The sequence below is a fragment of the Streptomyces sp. NPDC000075 genome (assembly GCF_040301925.1).
GTDB classification, from domain to species: domain Bacteria; phylum Actinomycetota; class Actinomycetes; order Streptomycetales; family Streptomycetaceae; genus Streptomyces; species Streptomyces polychromogenes.
Genome location: NZ_JBEPFL010000016.1, coordinates 105,022 through 123,438, shown reverse-complemented (window position 1 = coordinate 123,438; position 18,417 = coordinate 105,022). Strand labels below are relative to the sequence as shown.

The 18,417-nt window shown below is 74.3% G+C and carries 15 protein-coding genes, 1 tRNA gene and 1 riboswitch; of the genes, 6 read left to right on the top strand and 10 right to left on the bottom strand.

Features of this window, described 5'->3' with window-relative positions; translation table 11 throughout:
• Nucleotides 1-125 precede the first annotated feature (125 nt).
• The 3 genes from ABT403_RS20180 (at nt 126) to ABT403_RS20170 (ending at nt 6,500) form a co-directional block, all read left to right on the top strand.
• On the top strand, nt 126-3,089 hold the full coding sequence (locus ABT403_RS20180) for a hybrid sensor histidine kinase/response regulator (protein WP_502966012.1): 2,964 nt from the start codon (nt 126-128) through the stop codon (nt 3,087-3,089).
• Between the two features lie 9 nt (nt 3,090-3,098).
• The gene (locus ABT403_RS20175) at nt 3,099-5,396 is read left to right on the top strand and encodes a SpoIIE family protein phosphatase (protein WP_344166603.1); all 2,298 of its coding nucleotides are present in this window, start codon (nt 3,099-3,101) and stop codon (nt 5,394-5,396) included.
• 84 nt (nt 5,397-5,480) lie between these two features.
• Nucleotides 5,481-6,500, top strand: a complete 1,020-nt coding sequence (locus tag ABT403_RS20170; RefSeq protein WP_344166601.1) for a SigB/SigF/SigG family RNA polymerase sigma factor — start codon at nt 5,481-5,483, stop codon at nt 6,498-6,500.
• On the opposite strand, the gene ABT403_RS20165 is transcribed toward ABT403_RS20170, so the two are convergent.
• Nucleotides 6,404-7,708, bottom strand: a complete 1,305-nt coding sequence (locus ABT403_RS20165) for a phosphatase PAP2 family protein (protein ID WP_344166599.1) — start codon at nt 7,706-7,708, stop codon at nt 6,404-6,406. The genes ABT403_RS20170 and ABT403_RS20165 overlap by 97 nt on opposite strands.
• Before the next feature lie 234 nt (nt 7,709-7,942).
• Nucleotides 7,943-8,016, bottom strand: a tRNA-Pro gene (locus ABT403_RS20160).
• 125 nt (nt 8,017-8,141) lie between these two features.
• Between ABT403_RS20160 and ABT403_RS20155 the strand changes: the two genes are divergently transcribed.
• Both ABT403_RS20155 and ABT403_RS20150 read left to right on the top strand, forming a co-directional pair.
• The gene (locus tag ABT403_RS20155) at nt 8,142-8,843 is read left to right on the top strand and encodes a thiamine pyrophosphate-binding protein (RefSeq protein ID WP_344166597.1); all 702 of its coding nucleotides are present in this window, start codon (nt 8,142-8,144) and stop codon (nt 8,841-8,843) included.
• Between the two features lie 47 nt (nt 8,844-8,890).
• On the top strand, nt 8,891-9,781 hold the full coding sequence (locus ABT403_RS20150; protein WP_344166784.1) for a transketolase family protein: 891 nt from the start codon (nt 8,891-8,893) through the stop codon (nt 9,779-9,781).
• Nucleotides 9,782-9,788: 7 nt separating this feature from the next.
• Here ABT403_RS20150 and ABT403_RS20145 read toward each other — a convergent pair whose 3' ends face one another.
• The 8 genes from ABT403_RS20145 to ABT403_RS20110 form a co-directional block, all read right to left on the bottom strand.
• A complete protein-coding gene (locus tag ABT403_RS20145; RefSeq protein ID WP_344166595.1) occupies nt 9,789-10,334 on the bottom strand; it encodes a GAF domain-containing protein in 546 nt (181 codons plus the stop codon).
• On the bottom strand, nt 10,331-10,969 hold the full coding sequence (locus tag ABT403_RS20140) for a GTP-binding protein (protein ID WP_344166593.1): 639 nt from the start codon (nt 10,967-10,969) through the stop codon (nt 10,331-10,333). Before ABT403_RS20140 ends, ABT403_RS20145 begins: the two co-directional genes overlap by 4 nt.
• Nucleotides 10,947-11,288 (bottom strand): DUF742 domain-containing protein, encoded by a 342-nt coding sequence (locus tag ABT403_RS20135; protein ID WP_344166782.1) that lies wholly within the window; start codon nt 11,286-11,288, stop codon nt 10,947-10,949. Before ABT403_RS20135 ends, ABT403_RS20140 begins: the two co-directional genes overlap by 23 nt.
• Before the next feature lie 83 nt (nt 11,289-11,371).
• Nucleotides 11,372-11,824, bottom strand: a complete 453-nt coding sequence (locus ABT403_RS20130; protein ID WP_425580309.1) for a roadblock/LC7 domain-containing protein — start codon at nt 11,822-11,824, stop codon at nt 11,372-11,374.
• 47 nt (nt 11,825-11,871) lie between these two features.
• Nucleotides 11,872-13,566 (bottom strand): sensor histidine kinase, encoded by a 1,695-nt coding sequence (locus tag ABT403_RS20125; protein WP_344166591.1) that lies wholly within the window; start codon nt 13,564-13,566, stop codon nt 11,872-11,874.
• A 237-nt stretch (nt 13,567-13,803) separates the two neighbouring features.
• Nucleotides 13,804-15,015 carry an MBL fold metallo-hydrolase gene (locus ABT403_RS20120; RefSeq protein WP_344166589.1) on the bottom strand — a complete coding sequence of 404 codons (1,212 nt, stop codon included), beginning with the start codon at nt 15,013-15,015 and terminating at the stop codon, nt 13,804-13,806.
• A 151-nt stretch (nt 15,016-15,166) separates the two neighbouring features.
• The gene (locus tag ABT403_RS20115) at nt 15,167-15,952 is read right to left on the bottom strand and encodes an SGNH/GDSL hydrolase family protein (RefSeq protein WP_344166587.1); all 786 of its coding nucleotides are present in this window, start codon (nt 15,950-15,952) and stop codon (nt 15,167-15,169) included.
• 164 nt (nt 15,953-16,116) lie between these two features.
• Nucleotides 16,117-17,109: a LysM peptidoglycan-binding domain-containing M23 family metallopeptidase gene (locus ABT403_RS20110; protein WP_344166585.1), complete on the bottom strand. Its 993-nt coding sequence runs from the start codon at nt 17,107-17,109 to the stop codon at nt 16,117-16,119.
• A 4-nt stretch (nt 17,110-17,113) separates the two neighbouring features.
• Nucleotides 17,114-17,274: riboswitch (cyclic di-AMP (ydaO/yuaA leader) on the bottom strand.
• A 363-nt stretch (nt 17,275-17,637) separates the two neighbouring features.
• Between ABT403_RS20110 and ABT403_RS20105 the strand changes: the two genes are divergently transcribed.
• The gene (locus ABT403_RS20105; protein WP_425580308.1) at nt 17,638-18,402 is read left to right on the top strand and encodes a tyrosine-protein phosphatase; all 765 of its coding nucleotides are present in this window, start codon (nt 17,638-17,640) and stop codon (nt 18,400-18,402) included.
• The last annotated feature ends 15 nt before the right edge of the window (nt 18,403-18,417 follow it).

The following is an 18,417-nucleotide window of genomic DNA, read 5'->3' as shown; positions in this document are numbered from 1 at the left end:
CGGGCGGCGGGCACGCCGGGCGGGGGCCGTGACGTCACCGGTACGGAGTAGGAGGGCCCGGCGGGGGCAGACGTCCCCTCAAGGCATTCCCGTGTCACAGTGGAGGCGACGGTTCCTCTTCAGGACTGGCCATGGACGACACAGACAGAACGCTGGAGCAGTTGCTCGCGGGCCTGATGGCGGTCCGCGACGGCAACCTGGACATCCGGCTTCCGGAGGACGCCGGCGGCCTGCCCGGGAACATCGCGGCCGTCTTCAACGGCATGGTCGCCCAGCTGTCCCTGGTGACCACCGAGGTCACCCGGGTGGCCCAGGAGGTCGGCGGGCAGGGGCGGCTCGGCGGCCAGGCCCGGGTGGCGCAGCCCGTCGGCGGCGTCTGGCGCGAGCTGACCGACGGCGTCAACAGCATGGCCGACAACCTGACCTCGCAGGTGCGCAACATCTCCCAGGTGGCCACGGCGGTGGCCCGGGGCGACCTCACGCAGAAGATCAGGGTCGACGCGCGCGGGGAGATCCTGGAGCTGAAGGAGACCATCAACACGATGGTCGAGCGGCTGTCCTCGTTCGCCGAGGAGGTCACCCGCGTGGCCCGCGAGGTGGGCACGGACGGGAAACTGGGCGGCCAGGCCACCGTCCACGGGGTGTCGGGCACCTGGATGGACCTGACCCACAACGTGAACTCGATGGCCGACAACCTGACGAACCAGGTCCGCAACATCGCCCAGGTCACCACGGCCGTCGCCGAGGGCGACCTCACCCGCAAGATCGACGTGGACGCGCGCGGGGAGATCCTGGAACTGAAGACGACCATCAACACGATGGTCGACCAGCTGGGCTCGTTCGCCGCCGAGGTGACCCGGGTGGCCCGCGAGGTCGGCAGCGAGGGACGGCTCGGCGGCCAGGCCGAGGTCGCGGACGTCTCCGGCACCTGGCGCCGGCTGACCGAGAACGTCAACGAGCTCGCGGCCAACCTGACCGGCCAGGTCCGGGCCATCGCCGAGGTCACCAGCGCCGTGGCCCGCGGGGACCTGACCCGGACCGTCGCCGTCGAGGCCCCCGGCGAGGTCGGGGAGCTCAAGGACAACATCAACGCGATGGTGGAGTCGCTGCGCGCCACCACCCGGGCCAACGAGGAGCAGGACTGGCTCAAGACCCACCTCGCGCGGATCTCCGGCGGGATCCAGGGCCGGCGCGATCTCACCACGGTCGCCCAGCTGGTCATGCGCGAGGTGCCGCCGCTGGTCCACGCGCAGTACGGCTGCTTCTTCCTCGCCCAGGACGGCCCCGAGGGGACCGGGGGCACCGGGAGGAACGGGGGCACCGGGGGGACCGAGCTCGTGGCGATCGCCTCGTACGGGCTGCCCGACGACCCCGCGTCCGCCCCGCGCCGCTTCCGCGTGGGCCGGTCCCCCGTCGGCCAGGCGGCCGCCGACCACCGGGTCCTCGTCGTGGAGGACCTGCCGCCCGGGTACGCGCCGGTCGTCACCGGAACGGGTTCCGCCGACCCGTCCGCCCTGATCGTGCTGCCCATCGTCTTCGAGGGGCAGGTGCTCGGCGCCCTGGAGCTCGCGTCCCTGCGCCCCCTCGCCCCCCTGCACCGCGCCTTCCTGGAGCAGTTCACCGAGCTCCTGGGGGTCAACGTCAGCTCCCTGACCGCCAACGCCCGGACCGACGAGCTGCTGGAGCGCTCGCAGCGGCTGACGGCCGAGCTGAGCGCCCGGTCGGGCGAACTCCAGGCCCGCCAGCGCGAACTCCAGCGCAGCAACGCCGAACTCCAGGACAAGGCGGCCCTGCTGGCCGACCGCAACCGGGACATCGAGCGGAAGAACCACCAGATCGAGCAGGCCCGTCAGGAACTGGAGGAACGCGCCCGGGAGCTGGCCCGGGCCTCCCTCTACAAGTCGGAGTTCCTGGCCAACATGAGCCACGAACTGCGCACGCCGCTCAACAGCCTGCTGATCCTCGCCCAGCTCCTCGCGCAGAACCCGGAGGGCAACCTGACGGAGAAGCAGGCGGACTACGCGGCGGTCATCCACTCGGCCGGCTCCGACCTGCTCCAGCTGATCAACGACATCCTCGACCTGTCGAAGGTCGAGGCCGGACGGATGGACGTGCACCCGGAGCCGGTCTCCCTCCAGCGCGTCCTGGACTACGTGGACGTGACCTTCCGGCCCGTGGCGGACGAGCGGGGACTGGAGTTCACCGTCAGCGGGGCGCCGTCGGCGGGCGAGGGGCTGGTCACCGACGAGGGGCGGCTGCGCCAGGTGCTGCGCAACCTGGTCTCGAACGCCCTGAAGTTCACCAGGACGGGCGGGGTCTCCCTGCGCGTCGAGCGGGCCGCCCCCGAGGAGGTGCCCGGCTCCCTGCGCGGGACGGGCCCCGTGCTCTCCTTCCGGGTCATCGACACCGGCATCGGCATCCCCGCCGAACAGCTCGAGTCCGTCTTCGACGCCTTCCAGCAGGGCGAGAGCGGCGCGGACCGGGCGTACGGGGGCACCGGGCTGGGCCTGTCCATCAGCCGCGAGGTCTCCAAGCTGCTCGGCGGGACCATCACCGCCGAGAGCACGGCGGGCCAGGGCAGCTGCTTCACCCTCTACCTGCCGGAGAACGACGGCCGGGCGCAGGCCCGGGCGGACCGGGAAGGGGCCGGCGAGGAGCGGGACGACGCCGCGCCCGCGCTCTCCCTGGCGGCGCCGGTGGACGACGAGGGCCTGCGGGACCGGACGGTGCTCCTCGTCGACGACGACACCCGCAACGTCTACGCCCTGACCGAGGTGCTCAAGTCGGCGGGCATGCAGGTGCTGACCGCCGACAACGGCGAGGCCGGGATCAGGCTGCTGGCCGCGCACCCGGAGGTCGACCTGGTCGTGATGGACCTGATGATGGCCGGCCTCGACGGCTACGCCACCACCCGGGCCATCCGGGCCATGCCGGGCCAGGCGGAGCTGCCCGTGGTGGTGGTGACCGCGAAGGCGATGCCGGGCGACCGGACGGAGGCCCTGGCCGCCGGGGCGTCCGACTACGTGGTCAAGCCGGTGGCCCCCGACCGGCTGCTCACCGCCCTGCGCACCTGGCTGGCACCCCGCTGAGGAGGCGTGATGGCCCTGCCCGAGACCGGACTCTCCTCGGCCGTCGCGGATCTCACGGCCGAGGTGGCGGCCCTGCACGCCGACCGGGCCCGGCGCAGCCTCCTGGACCTCGCGTGCGGGGTGCTCATGGGCCAGCTGTCGCTGTCCCCCGCCGAGGCGGCCGACCACCTGCTGCGGCTGGCCGTGTCGACCGGGCTGAGCGCGGCCGACCTCGCGGCGGACATCGTCAACGCGGCCGTCGGCCCGGACGCCGGCCGTGACCCGGTGCCGGGGCCGGCTCCCGGCGCCGCGCCGGCGGCGGAGGCCCGCCGGATCCGGCGGGGGACCACCGCCGTCCTGGCCTCCGACACGGCGGAGGCGGCGGCGTCGGCCCTGCTGGAGGGCGGGCTGCGGCGGCTCGGCGCCGAATCCGTCTACCTGTGGCGGCGTACGGAGACCGACTGCCTGGAGCTGGCCGGGCAGGCCGGGGCGAGCCCGCTGGAGGCCGCGCACTGGCGCTGGGTCCCACCCGAGACGGACGGGCCCCTGCACCGCGCGCTCACGGTGGGCCTGCCCGCCTGGTTCCCCGACGGCCCGGGGGCGGAGGGCCGGCTGCCCGGTCCGCGTGCCGAGGCGGCCCGGGGGCTGATCCCCCTGGACCGGGCCGGGCGGAGCGCGGGGCTCGCGCTGGTCGTCTGGCCCGCCGCCCGGGCCCTGGACCCCCAGGTGCGCGCCACCGTCGCGGCCCTGTGCCGCCCGGCCGGACAGGTGCTGGACCGGGGCGCCGCCGACGCGGCCGCGGCGCCCCGGCTCACCGCCGTGCTGGCCGAGCTGGTGCTGCCGGCGATGCTGGTGAGCGTGGCGCTCCCGGCCGGGGAGGGGGAGGCCCACGGGTTCGGCCCCGCCCACACCGTGGACTACCTGAACCCGGCCGCGGCGCGCGTCCTCGGCCCGGTCCCCGCACCCGCCGGCCGGCCCCTCGCGCAGCTCTTCCCCGCCGTGTACGAGGAGCTGCTGGGGCTGCTCGCGCGGGCGAACGCCACGGGCGCGCCGCAGTACGCCCCCGCCCTGCCGACCGCCCCCGCGAGCGCCGCGCCCCCGAAGGCCGGGGCGGCCGGGCCCGTGATGGCCGAGGTCCGGGTGCTGCCCCTGGGCGGCGGGCGCACCGCGGTGATGTGGCGGGCGGACGACCGGCGCGGGCCGCCGGTGACCCGGGCGCTGGCACGGCTGGACCAGCTGGCGGTCTTCGAGGAGGACCTCGTCGCGGGGACCACCGTGTGGAGCTCGCACGCGTACCCGGTCTTCGGGCTGCACCCGGAGGACCCGGCGGTGCCGCTGCGGGCGCTGGGGGCGCGGCTGCACCCCGAGGACACGGCGCGGCTGGAGGGCCTGCTGGGTTCGCTCACCGACCGGCACGAGGGCGGTCAGGTCCTGGTGCGGGTGGTGCGGCCGGGCGGCGGGGTGCGCCGGGTCCGCGTGGCGGCCGAGCCGGTGCTCACGGGCAGCGCGCTGACCGGGATCGTCGGCGTGTTCCAGGACGTCTCGTCGCAGCACCACACGGAGGTGGCGCTCACCGCCACCTATGACCAGCTGTCCGCCGCGCAGACCGAGGCGGAGCTGCGCGACCACCTGGTGCTGCGGCTCCAGCACGCCATCGTCCCCGAGGCCCCGGCCCTGGAGACCCCGCCCGGGCTGCGGGTGGCGGCCCGCTACCGGCCGGCCGCCGCCGAGTACCGGGTGGGCGGCGACTGGTACGACGTCCAGTCCCTGCCCGACGGGAAGGTGCTGGTCACGGTGGGGGACATCGCCGGGCACGGGATCGGGTCGGCCACCGCCATGATCGCCCTGCGCGGGGCGCTGCACGGTCTGGCCTTCACCGGGAACTCCCCCGGCCGGCTGATGGAGTGGCTGAACGAGGTGGCGCTGCGCACGCCCGGTCAGCCCACGGCGACGGCCCTGTGCGCCCTGTTCGATCCGGCCGACCGCTCGCTGTACTGGTCGGGGGCCGGGCATCCCCCGGTGCTGCTGCTGCGCGGCGGGCGGGCCCGCTTCCTGGACGGGGCGTACAACATCCTGCTCGGCGCGCTGCCGGGGGCGGGGTACGGGGAGACGTACACGGAGCTGCGTTCCGGGGACACCTTGCTGCTGTACACGGACGGGTTCATCGAGCGCCGGCACGTGGGGCTGGACGAGAGCCTGGAGGCGCTGCGCGGGGCGGCGGAGCGGCTGCCTCCCGGACCGGCGGAGGAGCTCGCGGACCGGCTGATGGCGGCGGTCCTCGGGGACACGGACGACGACACGAGCCTGGTGGTGGTACGGGTGACCTGAGACGCACCGGCAGGATAAAAGGGTCGTTCTGCTGTGAACGGGTATGAAACAGGAGTAAACCACCACGGGCCGGAGGTCCGTTCCATGACCCGAATCCAGCAGACCCGCACCCGAACCGCTCGCACGAGCCCCTCGGGCACCTGCCATACCACTCCGCCGCAGGCCCCCCTGGAGGAGCCCGTGGCGGACCTCCTGGCCGAGCCGCTCAAGGCCAGCACCGCCGACGCCCGGACCCTGTCGCGGTCCCTGTTCCGCCGGCTGGACGCACTGGAGGAGGGCACGCCCGAGTACTCCTACGTGCGCAACACCCTCGTCGAGCTGAACCTCAGCCTGGTGAAGTACGCCGCCCGCCGCTTCCGCGGCCGCAGCGAGCCGTTCGAGGACATCGTCCAGGTGGGCACGATCGGCCTGATCAAGGCCATCAACCGGTACGACGTCAACCGCGGGGTGGAGTTCACCACCTTCGCGCTGCCCACCGTCACCGGTGAGATCAAACGCTTCTTCCGCGACACCAGCTGGGCCGTGAAGGTCCCCCGCCGGCTCCAGGAGCTCCGGCTGAACCTGGCCAAGGCCTCCGACGAACTGGAACAGGACCTGGGACGCGGCGCCACCGACGTCGAGCTCGCCGAGCGGCTGGGGCTGACGGAGGACGAGCTGGCCGAGGGCCGCCGGGCCGCCCAGGTGTACGCCTCGCGTTCGCTGGACGCGCCCGCGCAGGAAGACGCCGACTCGGGGACGGCCCAGCGCCCGCTGGGCGAGGAGGAGCCGGTCTACGAGCGCATCGAGTGCCTGGAGTCCCTCAAGCCGCTGCTGGCGGAGCTCCCCGCGCGGGACCGGGAGATCCTGTCCCTGCGCTTCGGGCAGGAGCTCACCCAGTCGCAGATCGGCGAGCGGCTCGGCATCTCGCAGATGCACGTGTCCCGGCTGCTCACCCGCACGCTGGAGAGCCTGCGGACGGGCCTGCTGACGGACCTGCCGCCGGATTCCCCCGACGGCGCGCCCGCGGCTCAGACCAGCTCGGGCTGCGCCTCGCGGCGCGGCGCCGGCACGGAGGCCGCCGGGGTCTCGCGGTCCCACAGCCGGACGGTCCGCACGGCGCCGTAGACGACCGAGGCGGTCGCCAGCACCAGCAGCGGCCCGCACAGCCACGGAAGCGCGGCCAGCTCCTGCGACAGGAAGCGGTAGGAGAGCAGCAGCGCCGTGAAGACGGCGGTTCCGAAGCCCGCCAGCAGCATTCCCCGCCGGTCCCAGCCCCGGTCGTAGGCGCGCAGCGCCATTTCGATCGTGGCGGTGAACACCACGCCGGCGAGGATGTCGGCGCCGTAGTGGTAACCGAATCCCAGCGTCGCCCCGAGCGTCGCGACCAGCCAGAACGCGCCGAGGAAACGCAGGGCGCGCGGCCCCTTGCGCGAATGAATGAAGATCGCGGTGGCCCATGCCGTGTGCAGGCTCGGCATGCAATTGCGCGGGGTGGTTCCGTCGAAAATCATCGCCTGCGGAGTTCCGAGCGGCGCGGGCGTGTTCGGCCAGAGGTCGGCCAGGGCCCACCGCCCGCCGTCCGCGCCGTAGGCGAAGATCGGGCCGACCACCGGGTAGATCATGTAGACGGCCGGTCCGAGCAGCCCGATCACGAGGAAGGTGCGCACCAGGTGGTGCGTCGGGAAGCGGCGCTCGGCCGCCACCCGGCGCAGCTGGTAGAGGGCGACGACGACCGCGCCCACCGCGAGCTGGATGTAGACCCACTCCAGGACGTGCGCCCCGACGGAGCCGGTGGCCCGGACGATCTGCCCGGCCACCCAGGAGGGGTTGCCGAGCGCGTGGTCGGCGGTGGCCACGTACTGGTCGAGCACCATCGGGCGGGTCTGCGCGGTGATGTCCAGCCAGGTGTAGCCGGTCTTGCGGCCGGCCACCAGCAGCAGGGCCAGCCCGACGCCCTTCAGCAGCAGGACGCGCTCCCGGCCGGTGCGGCGCGTGACGGCGATGACGGCGCAGGCCAGGGTGACGATCAGCGCGCCGTTGCCGAACATCGTGGGGGCGTCGGCCAGCCGGCGCACGAGCCAGAAGACCAGGTCGATGCCGACCGCGGCGCCGACGGCGATGAACCGCTGCCGCCAGGGGAGCGTCACGAGCATCAGCGTCATGGCGGCGTACAGCACCGTCCCCGACTTGGGAGGGAAGATCACTTCCCGCGCCTGGGTGGTGATCGGCCCCGGCGTGCCGTAATGGCGCGAGATGATCTCCAGACCGATGAGGAATGCCAGACCCACCACGCTCGCGGCAGCCCAGAGCACCACCCGGGGCCGGCGCCACACGGGGGGCTCGATTCCACCGTCATTTCCGGAAAACACTCGCGATGCCGCAGATATCAATTTTTCAGCCGATGTTCATGTTTCGACGTGATCATTGTTAGGCCGAACATGCTATCGGAGCTGCGGGGATTAGCCCATTACGACGGCGACGGAGGGCCACCGGGCGACCTCCGAGGGTACGCGAAAGGCCGTCCCCTCACGTAGAGAGAACGGCCTCCGACCTGCGTTTCCGCACAGTCGGGACGACAGGATTTGAACCTGCGACCCCTTGACCCCCAGTCAAGTGCGCTACCAAGCTGCGCCACGTCCCGATGCCGCTGACCTGGGGTTTCCCCCGGCTGAACCGGCATGAGAACCATACCGCACTTCCACGGGTGGTCGCGCGCACCTTTTACGGTGTTGACCTCAAGTCCGCTTGAGGTCGCATGGTTCCCGCATGACACACGCAACCGCGGACACCCGCTTCCGCTACGAGGACCTGGGCCGTCTGATGGCCCTCATGACCGGGGACGAGAAGCACGGACCCGCCGCCACGTCCACCCTGGACGTGCTGTGGGTGCTCTACGACCGGGTGCTGCGGGTCTCGCCCGGAAGCGCGGAGGACCCCGGGCGGGACCGGTTCCTGCTCTCCAAGGGGCACGGGCCGATGGCCTACTACGCCGTGCTCGCCGCCAAGGGGTTCTTCCCCGTGGACCGGCTGTCCGGCTTCGGCACCTTCGACTCCCCCCTCGGGCACCACCCCGACCGCGTCCTGGTCCCCGGCGTGGAGATCTCCAGCGGCTCCCTCGGGCACGGCCTGCCGCTCGCCGTCGGCAGCGCGCTCGGGCTGCGGGCCCAGGGGCTGGACGACCCCGCCGTCTGGGTGCTGATCGGGGACGCCGAGCTCGACGAGGGCAGCAACCACGAGGCCATCGCCTACGCCGGCCCGGCCGGGCTGGACGCCCTGCACACCGTGGTCGTCGACAACGGCTCCGCCACGCACGGCTGGCCCGGCGGCATCGCCTCCCGCTTCGAGGCCGCGGGCTGGAGCACCGCCACCGTCGACGGACGCGACCACGCGGCCCTGCACGCCGCCTTCACCGCACCGCATCCGGGCCGGCCGCACGCCGTCGTCGCCCGTGTCGAGAAGAAGTACTGAGGGGGAACCCCGTGAACACCACGGACACCGTCACCACCGCGGACACCATGCGCGAGCGGTTCGTCCAGGTCACCTCGCGGCTCCTCGACGAGGACCCGCGGCTGGCCCTCGTACTCGCCGAGATCACCATGGACGGCTTCCGGCCCGCCCAGCGGCGCCACCCCGACCGCGTGATCAACGTCGGGATCCGCGAGCAGCTGCTCGTCGGCGTGGGCGGCGGCCTGGCCCTCACCGGGATGCGGCCGGTGGTCCACACCTTCGCCAGCTTCCTCGTGGAGCGCCCCTTCGAGCAGGTCAAGCTGGACTTCGGCCACCAGGACACGGGCGGGGTCCTGGTCAGCTCCAGCGCCAGCTACGACTGGCCCGCCGGCGGATACACCCACATGGCCCCCGGCGACGTCGCCCTGCTGGACACCCTCGACGGCTGGACCGTCCACGTGCCCGGGCACCCCGACGAGGCGGAGGCGCTGCTGCGCCACGCGTACGCCGCCGGGGACGACCGGGTCTACGTCCGGCTCTCGCAGATGTCGAACGCGGCCCCGCTGGCCCCGGGCGGGGACCTGGGGTTCCAGACCGTGCGGGAGGGCGGCGCGGGCGTGGTGCTCGCCGTCGGGCCGATGCTGGACGGGGTCCTCGCCGCGACCGAGGGGCTCGACGTCACCGTCCTGTACGCCGCCACGGTGCGCCCCTTCGACGACGCCGCCCTGCGCGCCGCCGCCGGGCGGGCCACGGCCGACGTGGTCCTGGTCGAGCCGTACCTGGCCGGGACCTCCGCGGCGGCGGCCGGGCGGGCGCTGCTCGACGTCCCGCACCGGGTGCTGCCGCTCGGGGTGGGGCGCGCCGAGCTGCGCCGGTTCGGGACGATCGGGGAGCACACCGCCGCCCACGGCCTGGACGCCGCCTCCCTGCGGCGGCGGATCACGTCCTTCCTGCGCTGACGGGCCCTCAGGCCGTGCGGTCCGCGCGCTCCTGGAGCAGGCCGGCGAGTTCCGCCGCGAGCGCCTTGGCCGTCGTCAGGCCCGCCAGCCCCCACCGCCGGGGCACCGTGTCCACCGCGCACACGGTGCCCAGGACGATGCCCCGCCGGTCGGTGAGCGGCGCCCCCAGGTAGGAGCGGACCCCGCTCCCGTCCACGACGGCGTTGCCCGCGAAGCGCGCGAAGTCCCGTACGTCCTCCAGGACCAGGGCCCGGCGGCGCACCACCACGTGCGGGCAGTAGCCGTGGTCGCGGGGCAGTACCCGCGCCGGGTAGCCGCTCGCCGGGGCGTCCGGCCCGTGGTGCAGTCCGGCGAAGAACTGGCGGTCCTCACCGACGAAGTTGACCCCCGCGTACGGGGCGTCGAGGGTCTGCGCGAAACGGCGGGCGAAGGCGTCGAGTTCGGCGTCCACCCGCTCCCCCAGGTTCATCTCGCGCAGCCGGACGGCCCGTGCGGGCGCCTCCCGGTCCACGGGGGTGAGCAGGAGGTGTCCGGTCGACTCGTAGCGGTTCATGGCGGTTCCCCCGGTCGGAAGTGGTGGGCGTACCGTCCCGGCGGCCCGGCGGCGGTGCGCCGGGCCGTGGACAGCAGGTGGTGGACGAGGGCGGCCAGCGTCCCCGTACCGGAACCCGTCAGGCGCGCGTCGCAGTGGACGACGGGCACCTCCGGGCCGAGCCCCACCGCCGCGCGGACCTCCTCGGCCGTGTAGCGGTGGCCCCCGTCGAACTCGTTGACGGCGACGACGAAGCCGATGCCGCGCCGCTCGAAGAAGTCCACGGCGGGGAAGCAGTCGGCGAGGCGGCGGGTGTCCGCGAGGACCACCGCGCCCAGCGCGCCCGCGCAGAGCTCCTCCCACAGGAACCAGAAGCGCTGCTGGCCGGGCGTGCCGAACAGGTAGAGGACGTGCCGGTCGTCGAGGGTGAGCCGGCCGAAGTCCAGGGCCACGGTGGTCGCGGTCTTGGCGTCCACCCCGTCGAGCGGGCCGTCGGCCGCCTCGCCGATCCCGCTCAGCAGTTCCTCCGTGCACAGCGGCGGAATCTCGCTCACCGCGCCCACGAAGGTGGTCTTCCCCGCCCCGAACCCGCCCGCGACCAGGATCTTCAGGGTCGCGGGCAGGGCCGGGGCCTCAGAGCCGGCGGCGCAGGCCATCGAGCACCGCCCTCAGCAGCGTCTGGTCGTCGGCGGCGAAGGAGCCGCCGCCGCCCGGGAACCTCGGGGCCAGCGCCGTCACGGCCCCGTGCTCCATGAGGTCGGACAGCAGCACCTTGACCACCACCGCCGGGAGCCGCAGCTGGCCGGCCACCTCGGCGACCGTCACCGCGGGCGCGGCCGCGCAGCAGCGCAGGGCGAGGGTGTGCTCGGCCCCGAGCGGGATCCTCGGCCGGGCCCCGGTGGCGCTCACCAGGGACAGCAGGTCGAGGGCGACGGCGGCCCGGGTGCGGCCGCCGCTGGCCGTGTACGGGCGCATGACCCGGCCGGCCGAGTCGTCGAGCCAGGGCGTGTCGCGCGCCGCCCCGGCCACCGCCCCGTGAGCCCCCCCGGCCCGGACCCTCATCGCCCGGGGTCGGCGTCGGAGACGGCGGCGACGGGGCGGCGCGGGGGGGCCGCGAGGTACGGCCGTACGCTCTTGACCAGCATCGCCATCTCGTAGCCGAGGACGCCCGCGTCGGCCTCGCGGTCCGCGAGGACGGCCAGACAGGTGCCGGAGCCGGCGGCGGAGACGAACACGAGGGCGCTGTCGAGCTCGACGACCACCTGGCGGACCTCGGCCCCATCGCCGAAGCGGGCGCCCGCGCTGCGGCCGAGGGAGTACAGGCCGGAGGCGAGGGCGGCCATGTGGTCGGCGCTGTCGGAGTCCAGGCCGTGGACGCAGGTGACGAGCCCGTCGTTGGTCAGCAGGACCGCGGCGCGCGTGTACGGGACGCGCTGGACCAGTCCGCCGAGCAGCCAGTCGAGGTCCGAGAGGCTGCCTGTCTTCGTCTGCGTCGCCACTTCGCCGGCCATGGGGGTGTGCTCCTTGCTGGGGTTCGTGCGGGTGTTCACGCGGGGGGTCATGTCTGCTGCTCGGAGGTCTGGGCGAGGCCGAAGCCCCGCTGGAAGGCCGCCATCAGGCCGGGGTCGTGCACGGGCTGTTCGGTGTCCGCGTCCGGCCTGCGGGGGGCGGGGGCCTCGCGCAGCTGCGGCGCGAGGTGCGTCTGGGCCAGCCGCCGGGGCAGCGGCGGCCGGTCGTCGCGGTCGGCCCGGGCGGCGGGCACCCGGCGGGGCAGGGGCTCGGGGTGCCCGGCCGCCCCGACGGCGGCCTCCGCCCCCCGGTCCCGCACCGGCTCCGGTCCGGCCCCCGCCGGGGCGCGGGGGGCCGTGAACCCTTCCGGGGAGGCCGGCACCAGGCCGAGGTCCAGGGTGCGGCCGCTTCCCCCGGCGGGGGCGGGCCCCGGTGCGGGCGGGGCGGCGGGGGCGGGCACGCGGGCCGGTTCCAGGGGCGGGGCGGTCTCGGCCGTGCCCCAGGAGGTGGTGCGGGAGCCGCCCAGGGCGTCGGCCGCGCTCGGGGCCTCCGCGCCCAGCAGGCCCTGGGGCAGCACGAGGACGGCGAGCACGCCGCCGTAGATGTTGGACTTCAGCTCGACGGCGATCCCGTGCCGCCGGGCCAGGGCGGAGACCACGAACAGGCCGATCCGGCCGTCCGCCAGCAGGTGCCGGACGCTGACCTGGTCGGGGTCGCCCAGCAGGGCGTTCATCCGGTTCTGCTCCTGCGGCGGCATGCCCAGCCCGCGGTCCTCCACCTCGACCGCGATCCCGGCGGTCACCCGCTCGGCCCGCACCACCACGTCGGTGTCGGGGGCGGAGAACACCGTGGCGTTCTCGACGAGTTCGGCCAGCAGGTGCACCACGTCGGCGACGGCGTGCCCGCGTACGGTGCCGCCCGCCGGGGGCACCACCTTGACGCGCGTGTACTGCTCCACCTCGGCGACGGAGGACCGCAGCACCTCGCTCAGGTCGATCGGCCGCGTCCACTGGCGCCGGGAGGCGGCTCCGCCGAGCACCGCGAGGTTCTCGGCGTGGCGGCGGATCCGGGTGGCGAGGTGGTCGACGTGGAAGAGCTGCTTGAGCAGGTCGGGGTCCTCGACCGTGTCCTCCAGCTCGTCGAGCAGCGAGATCTCGCGGTGCACGAGCGACTGAAGCCGGCGCGCGAGGTTGACGAAGACCTCCACCTTGCGGTCGCTGTCGCTGGGCGCGGCCGGGACGGCGAGCCGTAGGAGGGTCTCGTGCGCCTGCTCGCGCGCGCCGCGCAGCTCCTGGGCGAGCAGCCAGAACTCGTCCGCCCCGGCCCGTCCGGCCCCGGCCGGCGGGGCGCCCCGGCCGGACCGCACGGGGCGGGCCGGCCGTTCCCCGCGCTCCAGCCGCTCGGCGGCCGTGCGCAGCTCCTGGCGGCCGCGCATGCTGGAGCGCCGCAGCGCCTCGCACCGGTCGCGGACGGCCTTGGCCGTGCGCTGGGCCCCCAGCAGGGCGGCGGCGAGCGCTCCGACGGCCAGCAGGGCGCAGCCCGCGAGCACCGGCCACAGCCGCGCGTCCCGCTCCCCGGCGCCCCCGCCGAGCTGGAGGGTGAAGATCACGGCGGCGGTGCCGCTGAGCCCGGCGGCGAGCGTGGGCAGCACGGCGGCGCGGACCGGCTGGGGGCGTATCTGCCGGCCGGTTCCCGGGGCGGCGTGTCTCGACGGGGCGTGGCGGGCGGGGCGGAGTGCGGACATCGGCGTCCTCGGTACGTGGGTCCGGAACCCGGTTCCAGTTCCGGGGCCCGGTGTTGATCACCGGATACCCACGCTAGACCGCACGCTCCCGCGGTCGTTGCCCAGTTGGGGAACTTGGCCGCGCTGCTTCCCGCTCCCGACGGAGCGCTCGTACGACAGCCCGAATGCGCCGGGAGCGCGCACGCCCGTACGGCTCGGGGCGTGCGCGCTCCACGGGCCGGGGAACCCCGGGCCGGTTCAGGAACCCACGGCCTCCGGTTCACCGATCCCGGCGGACGGGGCGGGGACCGGCTCGGCCGCGCCGGTCCCCGCGGGGGCGGTGAGGCCGGCGAGGGGGGTGGTGCCCGCGACGAAGGGGCGCCACCAGGGTGCGGCCGGGGCGTCCGGGGCTCCGGGTTCGAAGGGCTGGCCCGGGATGGGCAGGGCGACGGCCGCCCCGGCGGCGCCGGCCGCGGCGACGGTGCCCTCGCCGGGCTCGTCCCACGGGTGCGGGGCCAGGTTGAAGGTGCCCCAGTGGATGGGCAGCATCGTGCCGGCCGGGGCGCCGCCCTGGAGGTCGAGGTGGGCCCGCATGCCTTCCTCGGGGGTCATGTGGATGTCGGGCCAGTACTCCGAGTACGCCCCGATCTGGATCATCGTGGCGTCGAAGGGGCCGTGCTCGGCGCCGATCTCCTTGAAGCCCGGGAAGTAGCCGGTGTCGCCGCTGTGGAAGATCCGGTGCTCCTCGCCGGCGACCACCCAGGAGGCCCACAGGGTGAACTGCTGGTTGCGCAGGCCGCGCCCGCAGAAGTGGCGGGCCGGGGTGGCCGTCAGGGAGAGGCCGGCGACCTCGGTGGTCTCGTTCCAGTCCAGCTCGCGCAGCCGGCCCGGGGCGACGCCCCAGCGCTCCAGGTGGGCGCCGACCCCGAGCGGGACGGCGAAGACCGTGTCCGTACCGGCCAGAGCCTTGACGGTGGGCAGGTCCAGGTGGTCGTAGTGGTCGTGGGAGATGACGACCACGTCGACCTCGCCCAGGGAGGCCAGCGGCACCGGTACGGGGTGCAGGCGCTTGGGGCCGGCGAAGGGGAAGGGGGAGCAGCGCTCGCCCCAGACGGGGTCGAAGAGCACGCGGCGGCCGTCGATCTCGGCGAGCACGCTGGAGTGCCCCATCCAGGTCAGGCGCAGTCCGCTCGCCGGCGGCTTGGCCAGCTCGGCGAGGGTGGTGGGGTAGACGGGGATCGGCGCGCCGGGGTTGCGCCGGATCCGCTGCTCCTTGTGGAAGTAGATCTTGGCGAATTCCAGCATGGAGCCGGAAGGCCTGGTCCTGGCCCCCACCGGGTTCTGGAAGACGCCGTCGGCGAAGTTCGGGGAGCGCAGGATGCGCTCCAGCCGTGCGCCGGACGGGTCCGCGCCGAAGGCTTCGGGCCGCAGGGCGCGCAGCCGGGGACGCAGGGGAAGGGAGCCGGTCAAGGCGCCTCCTGGGGAGTGCGGGTGGGGTGGGGTACGCCCACGACCATCCCAACGCGCACCGGCTTCCGGGGATTCCGCCCCGCCGTCTCCCGTCCGCGCGTACGGGCCGTGCGGCAGGGGCCCGGCCCGGGGCCGGGCCCTGCCGTACGGCTTACAGCGGGAGCAGGTCCGGGCGCTTGGCCTCGACGTGGTCGCCGGAGGACTCCCCGCGCAGCCGCCGCCCGATCCAGGGGACGAGGTGCTCACGCGCCCACTGGATGTTGTCCCGGGTGACGTCCACGGAGCCGCGCGGCGCGGCCGGCGGCCAGGGCTGGTCGGGGTCGGCCGGCACGTCGTAGCCGAGGACCTGCGCGGCGCGCAGCGCGACGCGGGTGTGGCCCTCGGGCGAGAGGTGGAGGCGGTCGCCGTCCCAGGCGCGGCGGTCCTGTACGGTCTTCAGCGACCAGAGGTCGAGCACGGGGCAGCCGTAGCGGTCCGCGATGGCCCGCACGTGGACGTTGTACGTCGCGATCTTGCCCCGCAGGTGCTTGAGGACCGGGACGCCCCGGGTGTCGAAGCCGGTGGTGATCATCACGAGGCCGACGGAGGCCGTGAGGTCGGCCACGGCCGCCTCGAAGCGTTCGGCGACGTCGTCGGGGTCGCTGCCGGGCCGGATGATGTCGTTGCCGCCCGCACAGAAGGAGACGAGGTCGGGGGCGAGTTCCTTGGCCCGCGGAACCTGCTCCTCCACGATCTGGTCGAGCACCTTGCCCCGTACCGCGAGGTTCGCGTACCGGAAGTCGTGCTCGTCGCGCTGATCCGCCAGGAGCACGGCGAACCGGTCCGCCCAGCCGAGATAGGAATCCCCGGGTCCCGGGTCCCCCACGCCTTCGGTGAAGCTGTCCCCGATCGCCGCGTACGAGCCGATGGTCTTGAGTGTCGTCTTCGTCGCTGCCACGGGAACCCATCCTTCACCCCCGTCGCCAACCTACGCCAACGTAATGAGGGGTTGACGGACCGTGATCTATACCACGCGGGGGATAAGGAATAAGTACAAGCGGGGCCGGGACCCCCCTCGGGTCCCGGCCCCACGCATTGCCGGCGCCATGCCGCCGGACGGTCTCAGACGCTGACGCCCTTCGAGCGGAGGTAGGCCAGCGGGTCGATGTCGGAGCCGTAGGAGGGGCCCGTGCGGATCTCGAAGTGGAGGTGCGGGCCGGTGACGTTGCCGGTGGCGCCGGAGAGCCCGATGGTCTGGCCGGCGGTGACGGTCTGGCCCGTCGAGACGTTCAGCTGGGACAGGTGGCCGTACTGGGAGTACTTGCCGTCGGCGTGCCGGATGACGACCTGGTTGCCGTACGCACCGCCCCAGCCTGCGGAAACCACGGTGCCCGCGCCGACGGCCCGGACGGTGGTGCCGGTGCTCGCGATGAAGTCGACGCCGGTGTGGTAGCCGGAGGACCACATGGCGCCGGGGGTGCGGTACGCGGTGGAGACGCCGCCGCTGACGGGGGCGACGAACCCGGCGGCGCTCGCGGGCGCGGACTGGGCGGCCGGAGCGGACTGCTTCATTCCGCGGGACGGGGCGGCGGCGCCCTTCAGCGGCGTGGCGCCGGAGGCGCCGGCCGTGCCCGCCCCGGCGGCGGAGCCCTCGGAGGCGGCGGAGCCGGAGGCGTCCTCACCGGCCGCCGGAGTGCCGGTCGAGGTCTCCTCGGCGGGCGCTTCAGCCGCCTTCGGGGCGGGGGCCGCGCCCCGGCCGCCGAGGGTCAGGCGCAGCCCCGGGTGGATGAGGGACGGGTCGTCGCCGACGGCCTCGCGGTTGTCGGCGTACAGCCGCTCCCAGCCGCCGGAGAGGCCGTGCCCGGCGGCGATCGTCGAGAGGCAGTCACCGGAGACGACCGTGTAGGTGGAGGGGGCGGCGGGGGCGGCCGTCCGCGCCGCCGTCGGGGCCTGGGCCGGGGCGGCGGCCGGGGCCGCGGCGGCGGGGGTCGCGGCCTGGGCGCCCGCGGCGGCCGTCAGCGGCAGCGCGAGGGCCGCGCCGCCGGTGCCGGCGAGGGCGAGGCCGCGGGATATGGAACGGGACTTCGGACGGCGGTGCTTACCCTTTCCGGGCATGGCGAATTCCTCTCCGGCGCCTGCGAGGTGAGCTGTCGGGTTCGGACTGGAGATGTCCGGCCGTACGGGTACGGCTTCACCCCGAGCCGTTCCGGAATGATCCGGAACGGCGGTTCACCTGGTTCCCCCGCTCCTGCCGCGCGCATGGTTGGTCGGGTGAGGTTCCCGGGCGGCGGCAGGATTAGGCGGTCCACCCGGATCGCTCGCGAAGGTAATCCAGCGGGACCACGGGCAACAAGCCGTGAATTCCCTGACGGAATAGCAGGTATGAGGGATCAACGGAATGACGGTCACCCTGCGTCCATTCCGGATCCGCAACAGCCGCCCCGGCAAGGGAATTCGGTTTTCGCGATCAGGCACGCACGGTCACCGTATGATCTGGCTCACGGAGTTCGGCCCGATCTCTCGTCCACCTATGGCAAGTTGGTCCCAACCAGAGCAATTCGGACAAGCGGCACGCGCGAAGGAGCAGACGTGACCCAGCAGATACCCCAGGACCTGCCCGCACACCCCGAGCCCACGCCCGAGATGACCGGAGTGCGCAATTTCCGTGACGTGGGCGGACTGCCGACCACGGACGGACGGAGGGTCAGGCCGGGACGACTGTTCCGAAGCGGACATCTGGCGCATGCCACCGAAACCGACGCAGAGTTCCTCTCCTCCCTCGGTCTGCACACCGTCTTCGACTTCCGCAACCGCGCCGACCGGGCCCTGGAGGGGCCGGACGTCGAACTGCCAGGCGTGCGCAACGTGAACATCCCGCTCTCGGACCCGGCCGACGGCGGGGAGTTCTGGCGGATGGTCCGCGAGGGCGGCATCGACCGGCTCCGCGCGCTCCTGGGCGGGGGCAGGGCCGCCGCCCGCATGGCGGAGTCGTACCGGGAGATGGTCCGCACCCGCACCGCCGAGCACGGCCGCGTGGTGCAGGCGCTCGCCGAGGACAGCGTGCCGGCGCTGATGCACTGCGCGGCCGGCAAGGACCGGGCGGGGCTGGCGGTCGCCGTCACCCTGCTCGCGCTCGGGGTCGACCGCGACGCGATCACGGCGGACTACATGGAGTCGGACGCCCCGCACAACCGCTACCGGATGGTGCGCCGCGACGACACCCCCGAGACCCGCGACCCCGAGGTGACCGAGCTGCTGGCGCCGCTGTTCGATGCCCGGCCCGCGTACCTGGCCGCCGCGTACGAGACCATCGACGCGCACTGGGGCGGGGTGGAGCGCTACCTCCGGGAGGGCCTCGGGCTCACCCCCGCGACCCGCGAGCGGCTGCGGGACCGGCTGCTGGACTGACCGGCCCGGCGCGGG